Annotated in this window: 17 protein-coding genes; 10 read left to right on the plus strand and 7 right to left on the minus strand. The window is 33.6% G+C overall.

Going from position 1 to position 18,621, the window contains the following annotated elements; all coding sequences use genetic code 11:
• Nucleotides 1-285 precede the first annotated feature (285 nt).
• A complete protein-coding gene (locus tag J7E16_RS05365; protein ID WP_214889594.1) occupies nucleotides 286-1,476 on the minus strand; it encodes an NADH-dependent flavin oxidoreductase in 1,191 nt (396 codons plus the stop codon).
• A gap of 154 nt (nucleotides 1,477-1,630) precedes the next feature.
• Between J7E16_RS05365 and J7E16_RS05370 the strand changes: the two genes are divergently transcribed.
• Nucleotides 1,631-2,005, plus strand: coding sequence for a winged helix-turn-helix transcriptional regulator (locus J7E16_RS05370; protein WP_214889596.1), 375 nt, complete (start codon nucleotides 1,631-1,633; stop codon nucleotides 2,003-2,005).
• A gap of 322 nt (nucleotides 2,006-2,327) precedes the next feature.
• On the opposite strand, the gene J7E16_RS05375 is transcribed toward J7E16_RS05370, so the two are convergent.
• From J7E16_RS05375 to ndk, 3 genes are all read right to left on the minus strand, one after another.
• Nucleotides 2,328-2,951, minus strand: coding sequence for a hypothetical protein (locus tag J7E16_RS05375; protein WP_214889598.1), 624 nt, complete (start codon nucleotides 2,949-2,951; stop codon nucleotides 2,328-2,330).
• A complete protein-coding gene (locus J7E16_RS05380; RefSeq protein ID WP_214889600.1) occupies nucleotides 2,948-3,496 on the minus strand; it encodes a hypothetical protein in 549 nt (182 codons plus the stop codon). The genes J7E16_RS05375 and J7E16_RS05380 overlap by 4 nt, the downstream gene beginning before the upstream one ends.
• A gap of 300 nt (nucleotides 3,497-3,796) precedes the next feature.
• Nucleotides 3,797-4,198 carry a nucleoside-diphosphate kinase gene (gene ndk, locus J7E16_RS05385; protein ID WP_214889601.1) on the minus strand — a complete coding sequence of 134 codons (402 nt, stop codon included), beginning with the start codon at nucleotides 4,196-4,198 and terminating at the stop codon, nucleotides 3,797-3,799.
• A 399-nt stretch (nucleotides 4,199-4,597) separates the two neighbouring features.
• Between ndk and J7E16_RS05390 the strand changes: the two genes are divergently transcribed.
• From J7E16_RS05390 to J7E16_RS05400, 3 genes are read left to right on the plus strand one after another with little or no spacing between them, the layout of a single operon-like run.
• On the plus strand, nucleotides 4,598-5,617 hold the full coding sequence (locus tag J7E16_RS05390; RefSeq protein WP_214889603.1) for a glycosyltransferase family 2 protein: 1,020 nt from the start codon (nucleotides 4,598-4,600) through the stop codon (nucleotides 5,615-5,617).
• The gene (locus J7E16_RS05395; RefSeq protein ID WP_214889869.1) at nucleotides 5,601-6,008 is read left to right on the plus strand and encodes a GtrA family protein; all 408 of its coding nucleotides are present in this window, start codon (nucleotides 5,601-5,603) and stop codon (nucleotides 6,006-6,008) included. Before J7E16_RS05390 ends, J7E16_RS05395 begins: the two co-directional genes overlap by 17 nt.
• On the plus strand, nucleotides 6,005-8,764 hold the full coding sequence (locus J7E16_RS05400; RefSeq protein WP_502756789.1) for a YfhO family protein: 2,760 nt from the start codon (nucleotides 6,005-6,007) through the stop codon (nucleotides 8,762-8,764). The genes J7E16_RS05395 and J7E16_RS05400 overlap by 4 nt, the downstream gene beginning before the upstream one ends.
• Before the next feature lie 49 nt (nucleotides 8,765-8,813).
• On the opposite strand, the gene J7E16_RS05405 is transcribed toward J7E16_RS05400, so the two are convergent.
• The 3 genes from J7E16_RS05405 to J7E16_RS05415 form a co-directional block, all read right to left on the minus strand.
• A complete protein-coding gene (locus tag J7E16_RS05405; protein WP_214889608.1) occupies nucleotides 8,814-9,521 on the minus strand; it encodes an MgtC/SapB family protein in 708 nt (235 codons plus the stop codon).
• A 129-nt stretch (nucleotides 9,522-9,650) separates the two neighbouring features.
• Nucleotides 9,651-10,220, minus strand: coding sequence for a chromate transporter (locus tag J7E16_RS05410; RefSeq protein ID WP_214889610.1), 570 nt, complete (start codon nucleotides 10,218-10,220; stop codon nucleotides 9,651-9,653).
• A complete protein-coding gene (locus tag J7E16_RS05415) occupies nucleotides 10,221-10,796 on the minus strand; it encodes a chromate transporter (RefSeq protein WP_034545966.1) in 576 nt (191 codons plus the stop codon).
• 254 nt (nucleotides 10,797-11,050) lie between these two features.
• On the opposite strand from J7E16_RS05415, the gene J7E16_RS05420 reads away from it, so the two are divergent.
• From J7E16_RS05420 to J7E16_RS05445, 6 genes are all read left to right on the plus strand, one after another.
• Nucleotides 11,051-11,914, plus strand: a complete 864-nt coding sequence (locus J7E16_RS05420) for a LicD family protein (RefSeq protein WP_214889612.1) — start codon at nucleotides 11,051-11,053, stop codon at nucleotides 11,912-11,914.
• Between the two features lie 45 nt (nucleotides 11,915-11,959).
• The gene (locus tag J7E16_RS05425; RefSeq protein ID WP_214889613.1) at nucleotides 11,960-12,892 is read left to right on the plus strand and encodes a choline/ethanolamine kinase family protein; all 933 of its coding nucleotides are present in this window, start codon (nucleotides 11,960-11,962) and stop codon (nucleotides 12,890-12,892) included.
• Nucleotides 12,893-12,923: 31 nt separating this feature from the next.
• The gene (locus tag J7E16_RS05430; RefSeq protein ID WP_214889614.1) at nucleotides 12,924-13,817 is read left to right on the plus strand and encodes an NTP transferase domain-containing protein; all 894 of its coding nucleotides are present in this window, start codon (nucleotides 12,924-12,926) and stop codon (nucleotides 13,815-13,817) included.
• 24 nt (nucleotides 13,818-13,841) lie between these two features.
• Nucleotides 13,842-14,786, plus strand: a complete 945-nt coding sequence (locus tag J7E16_RS05435) for a DMT family transporter (protein ID WP_214889616.1) — start codon at nucleotides 13,842-13,844, stop codon at nucleotides 14,784-14,786.
• A gap of 436 nt (nucleotides 14,787-15,222) precedes the next feature.
• Nucleotides 15,223-17,268: a glycosyltransferase family 4 protein gene (locus tag J7E16_RS05440; protein WP_214889619.1), complete on the plus strand. Its 2,046-nt coding sequence runs from the start codon at nucleotides 15,223-15,225 to the stop codon at nucleotides 17,266-17,268.
• Nucleotides 17,258-18,550 carry a glycosyltransferase gene (locus J7E16_RS05445; RefSeq protein ID WP_214889621.1) on the plus strand — a complete coding sequence of 431 codons (1,293 nt, stop codon included), beginning with the start codon at nucleotides 17,258-17,260 and terminating at the stop codon, nucleotides 18,548-18,550. Before J7E16_RS05440 ends, J7E16_RS05445 begins: the two co-directional genes overlap by 11 nt.
• Nucleotides 18,551-18,621: the final 71 nt, after the last annotated feature.

The raw sequence follows: 18,621 nt of genomic DNA on the forward strand, positions 1-18,621 counted from the left end.
GATAATAAACCTCAAAGAGGACTAAAATGGATTAAACTAAGAAAGCGGAAAAATGGGCACTCCCATTTTTCCGCTTTCTTGTTTACTATTAAGTTAGTCTCCGCTAGATAAAACTACTTTTTCAGCAGCCTCTTATCTGAAGAATGTCCTTTTTGGTCGATATTTTTTTAATGTTAATAGCTTTGATCCAATTACTTATTCCAGATGAAATTTTATTTTGAAGTATCAACACTATTTATCAAATAGCTGTTTACTATTAAATAATAGACAAACATAAAAATATTTTTATAGTTTTTTCTCGTAGCCTTCCATTGGAGCAAATTGCCCTGAGTAATCATCATTCACATTAGCTGAATCTGTACTGAAGTGCATGACAGAACTAAACGATTCAACTAGATATACTTGCATTACGGAAGGGATAGCTAATTCATCCAGATCAGAAGGGCTAATTTCTCTTCGTATGCTTTCCTCATCATTGGAAGCAACTTTCTGTACCCATTGAGGTTCACGGATCAATTCTCTTCCTACTGCAACCAAATCAGCACCATTTGCTAATACGTCATCTGCATTTTTAGGATTTTCTACTGAGCCAACACCAATTAAAGGGACAAAGTTTTCTGTTATTTTAGCAAATTGGTTTAAAATCGGAGTGACATCAGCTTTATCATTTAACGATGTGCGTTTATAACTTGCGATCGATAAATGAAGGTAATCCACTTTTTCTTTAATAGCATCTGCAAAATAGAGTGAATCTGCTAAACGAATTCCAGGAGTTTCAATTTCTTCTGGAGACATTCTGTAACCTAAAATGAATGGATTTTTTGAGTACCGTTTAATTATATCAGAAGCATGGTCAATGACTGCTAGAGGAAAGGTAAGTCTCTTATCTCTTGATCCACCCCATTTGTCAGTCCTTCTATTTGAATGTTCTGAGTAGAATTGTTGTAAAAGATAAGTGTTAGCACCATGCAACTCAACTCCATCAAAACCAGCAACTATTGCTCTACGTGTGGCTTCTCCGAAATCAACGATGATTTGCTCGATTTCATCATTCGTCAATTCTTTTGGCATTTCAGAATCTGTTGGATATGGAGCTGCGATAGCACTTGCACTTACAGGTTGATCTCCTTTTAATATTCTTGCGTAAGTTTTTCTACCGACATGGAAAATTTGGAGAACAGCTTTTGTGCCTCTTTGTTTTATTGCTGTAGCTAATTTTACAAGACCTGGGATCATAGAGTCATCTGCAACGGACAATTCACCTTCAAATCCCTTACCACCATCACTCACGTAAGCGACGCCAGTAATGATCATTCCAGGACCTCCAGCTCGTGCAGCATAGTAATTGATTTCATCTGTAGTAATCATTCCATTATGAAAGCTAGACATTGTTGTCATTGGCGCCATAACAATTTTATTTTTTAACTGCTGACCGTTTTTAAATTCAAAACTATCTAAAAAATCATATTTAGTCATTTGTATTCCTCCAACTATTTATTTTGGGAAATGAGTTCTTCCCAGCAATACTTATATATGTTAGTATACATACTACTAATACATAATATAAGTACGCACTTTTAAGTGCTATAGGTACCTAAAAGTACCTATAAGAGAAATTGGAGGAAATAAAATGGGGAAAATTTATAATCTTGGTGTGGAAGCAACACTTGAGGTGATTGGTGGTAAATGGAAACCCATTATCTTATGCCATTTAGGTCACGGAGCCCTAAGGACGGGTGAAATGAGAAGAAGAATCCCTGCAATTACGCAAAAAATGTTGACGCAACAATTAAGAGAACTTGAAGAAGATGATATTATTTCTAGAGAAGTGTTTAACCAAGTTCCACCTAAAGTTATTTATTCTTTAACAAAAGAAGGAAAGTCATTAAGAGAAGTTTTGATTGCCATGTCTATTTGGGGCGAAGAACGAATCAGCAATGATCAAAAAAATGGTAAAAATGTTCATATTATTAGTCAGAATTATACTGGATTTGTTGAAATGTAAGTGCAAATTATAAATTTAGACAAAAAACCACAAAACAGAGTTTGATGGTTTTTTAGTCAGCTGACAAAGTATAAAATGATTGGTTAAATATATCAGCTTTTTTTAATTAGAATTTCAAGGATTTCACACAACTGTGAAATAATCAGGATAAAGTAAGAAGCTCTCTAAAAATAGTGAGCTTCTTACTTTATCTAACCAATAGATAAAATCACAAGATAGGTAGATAAATGGAACATACTCTGTCAATGGAGTATAACAATGAGTAATAAAAGTAATGTCTAATAATATACTGACCTTAAAAATTAGAGGAACCTTTATTAGTTTAGTTCAATTTGTAAAAAACACTAGTATTCATATCTGAAATTTCAATAAGAGTTTCATCGCCTTGAGGAATAATCAAGCCAACTTTCCCAGAATCTTTTCCGCCTTTATACAAGTCTTTCCAACCAAAATCAGTACCATCCTCAAAAGTAGCATAAGCGGATTGAGCAACTTCACTACCATCTGAAGAAATAGGTGTAATTAAAATAGTTGAAGTATTAAAAGGATCGTCTTCACTACCTTCATCTAATACTAGAGACATATCGAAAATTATCCATTCATATCCTTCAGGAGCAGCTTCGTTGAATTCATTAGCCTCCATTAAGTAATTAAAAGCTTCCTCTCCACGAACTAAATTTGAAATAGTAGTAGTAACTGTCCCTTCTAATTGAACATAGTCAGCATCGCTATATAATACATCCCAAGATGCTGATTCTCCAATTGAGACAGGGTTGCTTCTTTTGCCTGGTACGCTAGTTTCTTCACTTGATTTTGCTTCACTAGATACTTCAGCAGTAGTAGAGTCAGAATTACTACTTTCTACAGTAACATCAGATGATTCCCCACATGCAACTAATAACAAACTTGAAAGTCCTAATAAAGTTATGTATTTAATTTTTTTCATTCTTTTGTCTCCTCCATTTCAATAAAATCAGTTTCTTCCGAAATAATATTTTCAGCATCATCTTTGATTAAGATAGTTGGGTGAGTGGACCCGTCAGAATAATCTGAGTTTAAGTAGAGCTGTCTGCTAAAACTATCTATCATAATACTGAAGAACCCATTAGTTAATTCTCTCATCCCGGATGTATCTGGGTTTTTGATAATAATTTCTATTTTATTGTTATCAGGCATCGAAGAAGAAATAATGCTAATAGATTCTTCAGAAGTTTCAGTTTCTTGCTCATCTAAAGAATCTATGTATTCTTTAAATTGACGTTTGTTAAGGTTGATTTTTTCCCAATTGATTGCTTCCTCGCTGCCAATTTTAGCAATTTCATCAGCAACTGATTGATCTAATTCATCTAACCCAGGTTCTTCAGGAGCAATTGATTCACTTGATACTATTTTATTAGTATTTAAATCATTATTATTAGTTTCTTCAGAATTACAAGCTGCTAAAACAAAACTGCAAAGACCTAAAACAGCTAATAATTTAAGCTTATTCATTTATACACCTCCTTAGATGTCACTAAATCCTCATTAGAGATAACTTACAGTAATGAATACAGTATTTTATAATAATAGTGTATCTAAATTAAAAAAATAATTTATTTCATTTGTTTAGTATACAATAAAAAAGCATCAATTAAAACACATGTTTTTTTATCGTGGTCAATGTAATTCAAAAAAGATGACGCCTGCACGATACAGATGCCATCTTCTTCAAGTAGCTTAAAGCTTTTTTAAATGTCCTTTACAAAGGGTACACTTTACAAAGTTAGGTAAGTCTTTTTGTTTCAAAATTTTTTAGTCAAACCAGATAGAACGTTCTCTAACAGCACTTTCAAGTGAATCAGAAGCGTGAACAGTATTTTCAGCCATACTAAGACCATACAGAGCACGAATCGTATTGTCTTGGGAATTTTCAGGATCAGTTGTTCCATTCAATGCCCGAACGCGACTGACGGCATTTTCACCTTCTAAAACAAGAGCAACCAATGGACTTCTTGTAAGATAAGAAACTAAACGGTTGAAAAACGGTTTCCCAGTATGTTCTGCATAATGTTGTTCTGCCATTTCTGTAGAAGCGTTGATTAATTTCATATCAAGAACTTTCAAACCATTTCTTTCATATTCTACTAAAATACTCCCAATTAGGTTTCTTTCTACCGCGTCTGGCTTGATCAATACAAGTGTTTTTTCTGTCATTTCCAATCATCTCCTTTAGAAGTTTACTTAATAAGAGTTTAACACTATCTGTTTCTTAAGGGTAGAAAGAAAAGGATATTTTAAGGACTTTATAGATGTTATAAATGGATAAAAGTAATCATCTTTTGAGGATCCGATTATGTAATGGAAATCAGACTACTCCTTAGCACCCTCATTTACTCAACAATCGTGGAACACCCTGATATCTGTTATGTGGAATCAGCTTTCTGTTTCGGTTTTGTAATTTATGTAACGAAACCGCATACTTTTGGCTATTTAAGAGAATTTTCTCATTTAGAAGTAACAAAAATAGACGTCGTTTTTTCGGTAGGATATACTAGTTGAGAGACGGACTCGTAGGATAGTGAGTTCGATGTACGAAATGGAAGGTAAGATAAAATGAAGACTATTACGATATTGATTCCCGCATATAATGAAGAAGCAGTAATTGACAAAATGTATGGAAAATTAGACAGCGTTTGTGGAGGTTTACCTCAGTATCAATTTGAATTTCTATTTGTTAATGATGGAAGTACCGATAGAACACTTGAGCAGATAAAAGCTTTTAAACAAAATGATCCACGTGTACAGTATGTTGATCTATCCCGTAATTTTGGAAAAGAACCAGCTATGTTAGCAGGATTTGATTACGCTAATGGCGATGCCCTGATCATTATAGATGCTGATCTTCAGCAACCGCCAGAAATATTTTCTGAAATGATCCATTGGTGGGAAGGAGGCTATGATGATGTCTATGCTGTCCGTAAAGAACGTGAAGGGGAGACATGGTTAAAGAAATGGACTTCTGATATGTATTACCGGGTATTACAAAAAGTTGCTAAAGTAAAAGTCTACCCTCAGGCTGGTGATTTTAGATTGCTGGATAAAAAATGTGTTTCAGCTTTGACTCAACTTAGAGAGCATGAGCGTTACACGAAAGGAATGTATGGCTGGATAGGTTTTAAAAAGAAAGAAATTTCTTATATAGCAGAAGCTAGAGCTGGTGGAGAAACAAAATGGAAAATCTCAGATTTGATGAATTTAGCATTGAATGGGATCACCTCCTACAGCACGATCCCTTTAAGAATCTGGTCAATTATTGGCATCAGTATCTCAATATTTTCCTTTATCTATCTGGCCGTTGAAATTATTCGCACAACTTTATTTGGAACAAATGTTGATGGATACCCTTCTTTAATTGCCGGTATTTTATTTTTAGGCGGCATCCAACTCATTTCACTTGGAATTATTGGTGAGTATTTGGGCCGTGTTTTTATCGAAACGAAGGAACGACCAGTTTACTTTATTCAAGAATATTCAGAAGGAGAAACTGAAAAGGATGAAGCAGTCCCCGATAAACTAAAAGAAGCAAAGAAAGCGATGGATGTAAGAGATGACAAAGATAAAAAAGCTCATTAGTAAATACGATGAAGTAATTGGTTATTTGGTTTTCGGAGGTCTGACAACCGTTGTAAATATTGTTGTTTTCTATTTATTTGATTCTATTCTTGGAGTACATTACTTGTTTGCAAATGCCATCGCCATTATTGTTTCAATTTTATTTGCTTTTTTTACCAATAAAAAATATGTGTTCAAATCAGCCACGCCAACTTTTCAATTGTGGCTGAAAGAATTTAGTTTGTTTGTCTCTTTTCGTTTATTGTCAGCTGTTTTTGATATGGGAAGTATGTGGCTGCTAGTTGATGGATTGGATCTGGATGCGAACTGGGCAAAAATCATCACACAATTTATTGTTGTGGTATTGAATTATGCGTTCAGTAAATTCTTTATTTTTAAACAAGGAGAGTGAATCAGTTGTTAAAAGACCTTGGCGAGAACCTATTTGAAGAAAAGAAAATCACTAAACGGACTTTTGCTCTCTTTACTGGGTTGTTCTTGATCATGATCGTCGGGATCTACAGTTACTTTGTGGTGATGCAAAAATCGTTTATTTGGCAAGGAGACGGTTTTTCACAGCACTATTTAATTTTCAAAGATTATCTCGCATTAATAAAAGACTACTTCGCAGACCCCTCAGTTGGGTTACCATTTTGGGATTGGACAAATGGAATGGGTGCAGACGTACTAAGTGCTTACGGGTATTATGTTATCGGTGATCCGTTTGTTTATCTTGGGTTGCTATTTCCTGATAGTATGACTGAACTTGCTTTTCATTTTTTGATACTGCTGCGTCTTTATTTTATAGGTATGGCCTTTTTGTTTTATTGCCGTGAGATGAAAATTGGCAGTTCAGGTGCTTTAGTTGGTTCAATGATGTATACCTTTACTTTCTATGTCATTTTAAATGTCACGCGGCATCCTTTTTTTCTTATGCCAATGCTGTTTTTCCCGTTATTGTGTATTGGGATCGAAAAGATTCTCCACAATAAATCAAATACAGTATTCATAGTCGCCATTTTTCTTAGTGCGTGCAGTAATTTTTATTTTTTTTATATGTTAAGTGTATTGATTTTTATCTATGCTGTTATACGGTATTTTCAGCTTTATGGCAAAAAGACCATCAGACATTTTCTGACGTATGTCTGGACATCCATTTATTCTTATCTGATAGGATTAGTGCTCTCAAGTGTATTATTCGTCCCAATCGTAGGGGGATTCTTACAATCTTCAAGAGAGCCAGGGGAATTCGCAAGCGGATTGCTGATTTATCCTACTAAATACTATTGGTCATTAATTTTAAATGTATTCGTTTCTGAACGGTATTTATGGACAGTATTTGGCTTTTCTTCCTTTGCTTTATTATTGCTGCCGATGTTGTGGATGAAGCGTAAAGAATTCGGTTTTATTTCTGGAAGCCTAGCTTTATTTGCCGTAATATTGCTATTGCCGGCATTTGGCTCCATAATGAATGGCTTCGCTGGTCCATATAACCGATGGACCTTTGCTATTCCTTTATTTATTTCATTGGGAGCTGCGATGCTTTTCAATAGTCGCTTCAAATTAAAGGAAAAAGAATATTCAGCAATGGGAGCGTTGCTCCTAGTATACAGCGGAGCAATTGTTCTAATCATGCAAGTTGTCGGCTTTAAAATAGCTTATATTGCTCCCTTGATTTTTGCAGGAATGATGTGGCTGTTGCTAGTTTTAGCAAATAAACAGAAGGCTAAAAAGCCATTAACCAGACGTTCTAAGTGGTTTTATTCGGCCTCTTTATTGGTGGTTATTATGGTTGATTTAGGTTTTAGTGCTATGGATTACTATTATCCATGGGGACAAAATAAGATAGAATTATCGCTAGACTACGGAACGGTAGATGAAAATTACTTATCAACCTTTGATGGGCTAGAGCAAGAACTGCCACAAGATAAGGAAATCTCTCGTATTGGAGTCACGAGTAAAGATAATCATGTAAAAAATCAAATGATCATCCTAGAAGAAATGGGATTGAATTCATATTTATCGGTTTCAAATGGATTTATTTCAAATTTTGCCCAACAATTAGAAACAGGGCAATTTCAACTTATTCAGCCCTTAAGGAGTGGTTTTGATGATCGCCAAATCGCCAATAATTTTTTAGGCGTTCGTTACATTCTTACAGAAAAAGAAAATGAAGCCTATCTTCCATACGGGTATGAAGTAGCAGAAGACCTCTCTGATAAGAGTTCCTCTTTTATTGTAGCTGAAACAAAAAATTACTTTCCTTTTGCCTATGCCAATACGACTTATTTAACTTATGAATCGTTTAGACAACTGAACCCCATTGAGAAAGAGCAGTTCTTATCGTATGGAGTTATTGTAGAGTCAGAAGAAGTAGATACGACCGACTTAACATTATTTGATCAGCCATTAGAGGTCAAAAGTGAAGACTATCAATTGGTCTCAAATGATCCAAGTAAAGCTAGTGTTGAAGAAGAGGAAATAATAATAAAAGAGAGTAACGGGAAAGTTGAACTAATAGTAGATGACCCAACCGCTCTACAAAATACTGAAGTCTATGTTTATTTAGAAGGATTAGATTTTACGCCAAGTACAAGTGATCCTTTGACAAGAACACCGACTAGTTTTACTGCTAAGGTAGCATTAGGCGAACGAAAAAAAGCGATTCGCCAATCAGATGTTTTAAGTTTTAGTTCTTATATCAAACGTTCAGAAATGTTGTTTAATATGGGGTATCAAGATGGAAATAGCAAAGAAGAAACGATTTCGCTTCAATTTTCTGAAGCAGGAGAATACGCATTGGAAGACATTACGGTATTTGTCGTTCCGAAAGATGAAGGTTATTCAGCTAGAGTTGCAGAAAAAAGAGCCAATCAATTAAATATAGAACAATTTACGAATAAAATGGTTAGCGGCTCAGTGACAATGACCGAATCTTCTATCTTATCCACAACGATTCCCTATACCGAGGGTTGGAAAGCAGAAGTGAATGGTAAAAAGGTTGAAACGATTCTTGTTAATGAAGGGTTTATTGGACTTCCTCTAGAACCTGGAAATTCAGCAGTCACGTTTACGTATCAACCACCATTTTTGATTGTAGGGGCTTGGCTTTCTTTAGTAGGAACAATAGCATTAGCAGCAAACCACGTATTTTGGAACAAACATTAAAAAAGGCTGAAAAAAGAACAAAAGTGAGTATTTTTCACTTTTGTTCTTTTTAGTTTTCTCTTAACGTATGGACCCGTTGGATGTATTCAAATTCTGAGAGGTCTTCTACTACAGAAGCAATAGATTTCGTATCTGGCAAGCTGATCGTATACAAGTTGATGTAACTGTTTTTTTCGGTACTTTTTGTATTCACACTGTAATCTAAGCCTAATATATTGATATTCATGTTGGCAAAGTAGTTAGTCAAAAACTTTTTAGTCTCTTCGCGATTGATATAATAAATCTCAATTCTTTTTGAAGTTTGGACCCGGAATATTTTTTTGATGACACGTAGAACAAGTAAAATAATCAAACTGCTCATTAGTGCTAAAAAATAACTTCCCATTCCGACGGCTATGCCTAAACCGGCAATTGTCCAAATAGAAGCAGCCGTAGTCAAACCTACAACACTCTTTCTAGTTACAATGATCGTACCTGCTCCTAAAAAACCAATTCCACTAATGATTTGAGCCGGCATCCGTGTCATATCTGTATTTAAAACTTGATTTAAACTTGGCTCATTTAAGGCCATTTCAATCGTATTATAAGTTACCTGTAATTGGACTAAAGTGATGATACAGGCACCGACACACACCAATATATGCGTTCGCAAGCCAGCATCGTGACCTCTTATTTCGCGTTCATATCCGATAATACTCCCGAAGACAACAGCCATTACTAAGCGAAGAATAATTTCACCGTATTCCAATTCAAACATATAACTACCTGCTTTCTGGAAGAACAATGCAAAATGAGATTGTTCTATTTAGTATGAAGGAAACAAAAAAATCACAACTCATTCATTTCCGAATGAATCGAGTCTGTAGCTAAAAATCAAATAGGTAGTTCAAAGTGTTGCGGCTCCGTAAATAATCAGACGAGCTAGTCCAGCAGCAAGCATGACATAGATAGGATTGATCTTTGTTTTTCGCAGCAAAACCAAACCAACAATAAACAAAACCAAAGAAACTAAATCTAATTTAGCCCATTCAATCGGAAGAGTATCTTTATTAAATAAAGCAGTCAATAAAATTGACAGTCCAGCAGAACCAATTAAAGCAACAACGGCAGGGCGTAAGCCTTTGATAACTCCTTGTACTAAAGAAAGCCCTTTGTATTTATAATAAAAAACAGCTAGCACTAAAACGATAATAACAGAAGGTGTGATACACCCTAAGGTAGCAAAAATCGATCCGGGTATTCCAGCTACCTTTGTGCCGACAAAAGTAGAAGCGTTCAAAGCAATTGGACCAGGTGTCATCTGTGAGATCGTTAAGACATCAATGTATTCGGTGTTCGTCAACCAGTCGTTCTTCTCGATCACTTGCTCTTGGATCAAAGGCAACGCGGCATAACCACCACCAAAACTTAGAGCACCAACTTGAAAAAAACTCCAAAATAATTGCAAATAAATCATTTATTTTAGTCCTCCTTTGGTTTTTTGTGATTCTTTATAGGTCGTATAAGCCCCTATTGCTCCACAAATAAACAAAATGACGACAATGTTGATCGAAGTAAAAGCGGCTGCTAAGAAAGAAAGCACCATAACGACAATTGGTAAAATCTTCTTGTCTTTTGTTATGCCACTCACCATAGTGATGACAACATTTGCAATAACAGCAGCGACACCAGCCTGCATACCAAATAATACAGCATTCACAATTGGATTATCGCGAAAAGCCAAATAAAAATAGGAAACAATGGTGATAATGATCAATGGAGGTAAAGAAGTGCCGAGTACAGATAAAAGAGCTCCACGAATGCCAGCCATCCGATACCCTATGATAATAGAAGCGTTAACAGCAATAGGGCCTGGAGCTGATTGAGCAATGGCAACTAAATCAAGCATTTCCTCTTCGTCGATCCATTTCAATTCATTTACAAAACGTTTTTGCATTAGTGGAACGATCACGTACCCTCCACCAAAAGTAAAGGTACTCAAAGTAAAAGTGGATAAAAATAAGGTCCAATAAAAGGTTGCATCTTTTTTCAATAAATCCCTCCTAAAAAATCATACAACCCTATTATACCTTATCCAATCTGAAATGAAGAATAATTTGCAAATCGAAAAAAACCGGAAAATTTTTTTGTCTTTTTACTCTTAAATAAAAAAATGCACTTTAATTTGCAAAAAAATTGAGAATAATGAATAATAAGAAGCAACCTCTAGATTGAATCACCTAAATCCCTTTACTCTAAAAAATAAAAAACTATAAAATTAAAATCAACGATTAAGGCGGTATATTAATGCAAAAAAATGAACTCAAATTTCCAGGGCTAAATGTCAGCATTAAAGAGGCGCAAAACGTGCAGTTAGAAATTCTATTAGAGTTTGATCGATTATGCAAAAAAAATAAAATCCAGTATCAGCTATTCTCAGGAACATTAATTGGAGCAATCAGACATAACGGCTTTATTCCTTGGGACGACGATATTGATGTTTGCATGTTAAGAGAAGAGTACGATCGATTTTTAGAAGCCAGTAAAAAAGATTTAAATGAAAGCTATTTCTTACAAAATTACCATACAGATAAAAATTTCCAATCACAGTATTCAAAAATCAAAAAGAATAATACACGCTATATTGAAAATCTCGTTCAAGATGTGGATATGCACCAAGGGATTTTTATAGATGTATTTCCTTATGATCATGTAAGGCCTCAGACATTAAAAGGCAGAGCTCAAAGAATTGCGATAGATCAATTAAAAATGATGAATTATTGTAGAGTTATGCGGGTGAATGATAGTGAAGAGAAGAAAGGTTTAAGATTAACTAAAAAAGCTACATATTATTTATTAAAAGCTATCCCTAAAAATAAAATGGATCGTCTTATTACAAAACTTGTCCGTGCATTTAACCATAAAGATGAAAAATATGTAGGGGAATTAAGTATTTCAACGGGCAAACGGATGTATGATTCATTTATCATAAAAAAAGAGTTTTTTTATGATTCAATTGATTGGGATTTTGAGGGACACAAATTTCCTGTACCACGAGCATACGATGAAATTTTAACAAAAAATTATGGCAATTATATGGAAATACCGTCTTTAAAGGAACAAGAGCCCCATCATGGGATTATTGAAATCAATTTCAATACAAAAGAATAAAAACGTTGTGCGAGATTTATTGCACAACAAGAAGGGAAGCAAACTATGGAAAATCAAGATGGAGCATTAAAGGAAAAAGTTTTAAATCCAAAAGTTGTGTCAGTTATTACTAAAGTAATGGCTATTGAACCTGAAGAAATAAAGAATATTACGCACCTAAAAAAAGGGATGACAAATGATTCGTTTAAATTTGAAGTCAAAGACAAGAGCTATATTATTCGAGTTCCAGGTGCAGGTACGGATAAACTAATCAATCGATCAAATGAATACAATGTGTATGGAGTGTTAAAAGGAAAAAAGATAAGCGACAACATTATTTATATCTCGAATGATAGCGGTATCAAAATAACGGAGTTCTGGGAAACAGCAAGAGTGAGCGATCCTTTTGATAAACAGGATGTAGAACGTTGTATGGCTAAATTAAGAGAATTTCACAACAGCGACTTAAAAGTTTCTCATTTTTTTGATCCTTTTAAAGAAATTAAATTTTACGAAAGTTTATGGAAGGGCAAACCATCGATGTTTGAAGACTACGTTAAAGTGAAAGAACGAGTTATGTCTTTGGAAAAACTAATCGATCAATTATCTAAAGAACTTGTCTTAGCTCATATAGATTCTGTTTCAGATAATTTTTTATTTGTAGAGGATGAGGTATTCGTCATTGATTGGGAATATGCTGCTATGCAAGATCCACACTTCGATGTAGCTATGTTTGCTATTTATTCACTATACAGCAGAGAACAAACTGATTTTTTAATTGATCGTTATTTTTCTGGCAACTGCACAACTGAAACAAGAATGAAAATTTATAGTTATATGGCAGTAGGCGGATTGCTTTGGAGTAACTGGTGTGAGTATAAGAGTGCATTAGGAGTAGATTTTGGGGAATATGCTTTAAAACAATATGAATTTGCTAAGGATTATTACGCCATTGTTGTAAATGAATTTTTACCAAAGGCAAATGCTAAATTAAAATAATGTGAGTTAGAAAAATGAAGGGATAAATGAAATGAAAGTAAAAGAAGAAGCACCACTTAAAGTCGAGAATGCGATCATTATGGCTGCAGGACTTTCTTCTCGATTCGCACCAATTTCTTACGAATATCCAAAGTCTTTAATAAAAGTTAAAGGACAAGTTTTGATAGAACGACAGATTCTTCAATTAAAAGAAGCTGGAATCGATGATATCACGATTGTTGTGGGGTATAAAAAAGAACTATTTTATTATCTAATTGATAAATTTCAGGTGAAGTTAGTTGAAAACCCTGATTATGCTAGCCGTAACAATCATTCAACGATCTACGTTGTAAGAGAAAAACTTGGAAATACCTATATCTGTTCAGCAGATAACTACTTTACTCAAAATGTTTTTGAGACCTATGTCAATAAAGCCTATTATTCATCTGTTTATGAAGAAGGAGAAACGAATGAATGGTGCATCGAAACCGATGAAACTGGTCTAATAACGGATTTGAAAATAGGCGGAAAAGATAAGTGGATCATGTTAGGACATGTGTTTTTTTCTCGTGATTTTTCAAAGAAATTTGTAGAGATTTTAGAAAATGTCTATGAAAATCCTGAAACAAAGAATCTTTTATGGGAAAGCATTTATTTAGAACATGTTAACGAGTTAGATCTATATATTCGCGAATATTCTGAGGAAATCATATTTGAATTTGATACATTAGATGAGTTGAGAACATTTGACCCTCATTACATTGACTCTACAGGCTCAATAATTTTAAAGTCTATTTGCGAGCAGTTGAATTGTAAAGAAAGTGATATTACACGTCTCTCTCCAATAAGAGAGGATGGCGAAACGATCGGTTTTGATTGTTTTATAAAAGATACTGTTTATTCCTATTTCTATGAAACAAGAGAATTATTAATATACAGATCTTGATAAAATTGTTTAGGAGAATGACCTATGACATATGGTTTATTAGCAGGTTTTTTTTGGGGGTTAGACACAGTTATATTGGGGATTGCTTTATTTATGTCACCATTTTTATCAACTGAACAAGCGATTTTGTTAGCTCCGTTCATCAGTACATTTATCCACGATTTTTGCTCGTCATTATGGATGTTGTGCTATATGGGTATCAAAAAGGAATCAAGAAAAATACTAGCTGCTCTAAAAACTAGAAGTGGAAAAGTAATTGTTCTGGCAGCTTTAATGGGTGGTCCAATCGGGATGACGGGTTATGTTCTATCGATAAGTTATATCGGAGCAGCATACACAGCAATCATATCGGCTTTGTTTCCAGGAGTTGGTGCACTCTTATCTTATATCTTTTTAAAAGAAAAAATGAAAGGTTATCAAATAGCTGGATTAACGGCTAGTATTTTGGGTGTTATTGCTTTAGGGTATTCACCAGGTGGCAACGAATCAACGAATATGCTTTTAGGATTCTTTTTCGCACTTATGTGTGTTATTGGATGGTCGTCGGAAGCTGTTATCATCGCTTATGGATTAAAGACGCAAGAAATTAGTGATAGTTTAGCTCTTCAGATAAGACAGCTGACATCGGCAATCTTTTATGGAGCAATTATTATACCAGTTGTTGGAGGTTGGTCATTCACCTTATCTATACTATCAACAAAAACAGCGGCCATTATTTTGTTGGCTGCATTATTTGGAACTACCTCGTATCTATTCTATTATAAAGCCATTAACAAAATTGGTGCTTCTAAAGCAATGGCTTTGAATATAACGTATTCTGCTTGGTCAATTGTTTTTGGAGCAATTATCTTGAATGAAGAAGTATCTCTAAGAAGTGTTATTTTTGCATTGATCATTGTAGGTGGATCGGTTACTGCAGCAACTGATTTGGAAGAAATAGTTAAATTTAAGAAAAAAGCTATTATCTAAACGTATAGTAGTAGTTGCAAATGGGTGCAGATTCTTTGTATAATCGAAGGAAAATCGCTAAAGTTATATGCGTTATAAATGAATTAGATTATTCAATTAATCAAGAAAAAAAGGAATAACGAAATAGATAAATTTTTAGATAGACTAGATAAACTTGCGGGATAAAAAAATATTTAGTAAGTGATGCAACAGATTTCAAAAACTTAAGGGACTGCAATAGTCATTTATTGTCGTTTCCTAAGTTTTTTTGTTAGATTCATTAGGGTAGTTGAGCAGACACTAGCTGGATAAATAAAGACGGTTCTTTAACTTTTACTATGTTATAATATTGTCTACCAGTTTTTTTAAAACAGCATTTTTGAAATATGAAATCGAAAATTATAAGGATTTAAATGAATTAAGATGAATACGATTTCTTTTAGAAAGGTGGTAAACCATGAATAAGTTTATTGAATTGAGGAATAATTATTTTGAGAAAGAACAAGATCCTTCATTCCCTTTATTTTTTTTAAAAAAATATCAAGAAGAGAATCTTGTTGGGACGTTAAATTCAGAAACAATTTTAGATCAGTTTAAAGAGATTATGCAACTCGCTACAAAAAAAGAGATAAAAGAAAGCGAAATTGTTAAAAGTCTTGCTTATTTAGGCCAAAATGACTACCTAGATCGGTATATAGTAAATTTAATTATGGACAACCATCTCCTTTTTACTAAAGAAGGTTTCGATAAAGTAGTGATCGAGCTTTTGTCTAAAGAAAAAACAGACGAATCAGTTGTTTACGACTTAGTAGATAGTTGCATTGAATGCGATAGAGATGTATTGACTAAAGAAACGCTGGAAAACGTATTAAAATATCATATAAAGCAGTTGGATGTTTTCTCGATAGTGATAGACTATCTTTATTATTTTAAAGTAGAGGGATTCGAACAAGCGATATACGAGTGGCTGAAAGAAGATTATCCAATTAATATTAAGATACAGCTGATCGATTTATTGGTAGAACTTTATTCATTAGAAAATCTAAACTATGAAAACATTGAAAATTTGCTTCCTTTTCAAGCGAATAAAAAATTATTTACTGACTATATGGCAATTCTCAATAAGGAACAGCCCATTCAGCATAATGGGTTGACGATTTTACAATCAATGTTTTATGGCGATTTTGAAAACAGTGGAAAAGGCAACAATGGTGGGATGGCAGTATTTTTGAAGACGTTAGGAAATGAGTTGTCTAACTCAAAAGAAGTTTCGTTAGTTGTGACATTAACGATCACAAATGAATGGTCACATAATCAATCACTTATGAATTTTTACTCTGATAACCATTTATTTCTGAGAGCTCCTATTTATATAGATGCAACAAATAAAGATCCTTTTTTTAAAAAGGAACAATTTATTAAAAGAGCTATCGATAGGTTCCTAATAAAATTAGAGATTGAACCAGATATTTTTCATGTTCGCTATTTAGATAACGCGTCTAGAGCAGTAGCACTTTTAAGTAAGCAATTAGGTAAGAGGCTAGTTTTTACCTTAACACCGGATCCACATCGTAATATGACCAATAATGATGGGACGTTAAAAGCTTTTGATGCAAATGAATATTTTCAAAAACTAAATAAAATAAAGATAGGCGACGAATTAATTTCTGAAAGTGATCAAATAGTTGGAATAGGTGATCATACAGTAGGAAAAGAACTAGAATCCTATTTTCCACAATTACTCAAAGAAGATAAAAAAGATGCATTGTGGATGATCAGTGAAGGAATAAAAGCAGGTGGAAATCCAGAAAATACTGATGAGAAATTAAATAGCTACAAAGAATTAAAGGGAATTAATTTAAAAAAAGAATTCTTTGACAGACCAATCATTTTAAATGTAGGTAGATTAGAGCAACTAAAATCTCAAGATGAGTTGTTAAAAGCATGGGGGAATTCGAGTATTTCGGATGTGTATAATTTATTGTTGATTGGTGGAGATTTAGAAAATCCTAGTAATGACGAAATGAAAATGATTCATTCTTTTGAAGAATACCTCACTGAACACCCGCATCTAAAAGATAAATTCCATCATATGGGTGCTTTGTCAAATGAAAAAATAAGAATGATTGAAAAGAAAATTATGGAGCATCAAGAAAACTATCCGCAAATTTATCTTTGTTCAAGCAAAAAAGAAGAATTTGGAATAGCTATTTTAGAAGCCTTATCTCAGAAGTTCTTAGTATTGGGACCTGAAAGAGGAGGCGTAAAAAGTTATTTGGAAAATGATATCAATGGATTTTTAATTGATACATCCAATTGGCAGACCATTTCTGAAGAAACAGAAATAATTATCCAGCGATTTAAAAATAATCCGATAGCTTTTGAGAGGATACAAGATGCTGGAGAAAAAACAGTTAAAGACCGTTTTTCTATGGAAGAAATAGCTAAAGAATTTTTATTGTTTTATTTATCTTTAGAAAGGGGAAAAGTGAATGAATACTAACCATATATTTTTTATAAGTCCTCCGTTTTATTCTCATTTTACTCCACTATTAGTTCTTGCGAAGAGTTTTAAAAAACTTGGAAAAGATGTGACGTTTGGATGCAGCAGTGAGTTTAGAGTTCAAGTCGAACAAGCAAATTTATCTTTCTACGAGATAGATATCAGTAAAAATAAAAATGTTGGCAAAGCTGAGATCACGAACCATCCAGATTCAGAAAAAGACAGATTAGATGATTTTTTTGAATCAACAAGAAAAGGAGCTATCGAAACGCTCATTACACAGTCTAAGCACAGAGAAAAAGATATGCTTTATAAACCAGAAGAACTCATTTTGAAAATCAAAAAAATAGCTGACTCTTTAGAAATAGATTTATATGTGGTGGATATTTTATCCTATGGTGTCACTTTAGGATTGTATTCTTTAGACCTTCCTTTTGTAACATTTTGCCCACCTCATCCACGAACGATCCCAATGAGGAATGAGCATTATGGTGTTCCAAAAAATTGGCCTTCTGCAATACCTGTGGATCAAAAACAGTTAGAAGAATTAAAACAAGTTTCGAAAAAAACGCAAAATGAATTTACAACAATTTTTAATACGATGATAGAAGAAAGTTCGAGCAATCGTAAACAAATAGAAAATGCTTTTAGTTTAGTTTCAGATAGAGCGATCCTTTATAATTATTTTGATTTTGATTCTATTGAAGATGCTGAGCAACTGCCCAATAAAATCTTTATGGGTAATTGTTTTGAAGAAGAGTCATTAGATGAAGAGTGGTTAAACAAAATAAAAGGTAAAAAGAATATAATATTAATAACTCTAGGAACATTCTTATCTAATCGAGTAGATGTACTTGAAAAACTTATAATAGGCTCAAAAAAAGCAAATCAAGATTCCCTTTTGATTGTTTCAGCAGGAAGCAACGCTGAAAAATTAAACGAATATCGCTCTGATTTTGTTATTATTGAAGAATTCATTCCACAAAAAGCTCTAATGCCTTATATGGATAACGTTATTTTTCACGGAGGTTGCAATACCTTTACAGAGGCATTGTATTATGGCAAACCAATGATCATTTTACCTTTTTCAAGCGATCAATTTAATATTGCCTATGATTGTGAAAAAAGACAGTTAGCTGAAATACTTGATCCGAACACGTTCACAGAAGAAAAATTGTTGGCAGCTCTTTTAAAAATAAATAAGCAAGATAATAAAGAGATAGCGTATTGGAGCAAAATATCTAAAGATAGAGGGCCTGATTTTGCGGTCAACAATTATTAGAGAACTGTTAAAAAATAAAAAGTTGGATCTATCTGACTGAACTAAACGTTAAGTGTGTATTATAAGTATAA

The organism is Carnobacterium sp. ISL-102 (assembly GCF_018612935.1).
Lineage (GTDB): Bacteria > Bacillota > Bacilli > Lactobacillales > Carnobacteriaceae > Carnobacterium_B > Carnobacterium_B alterfunditum.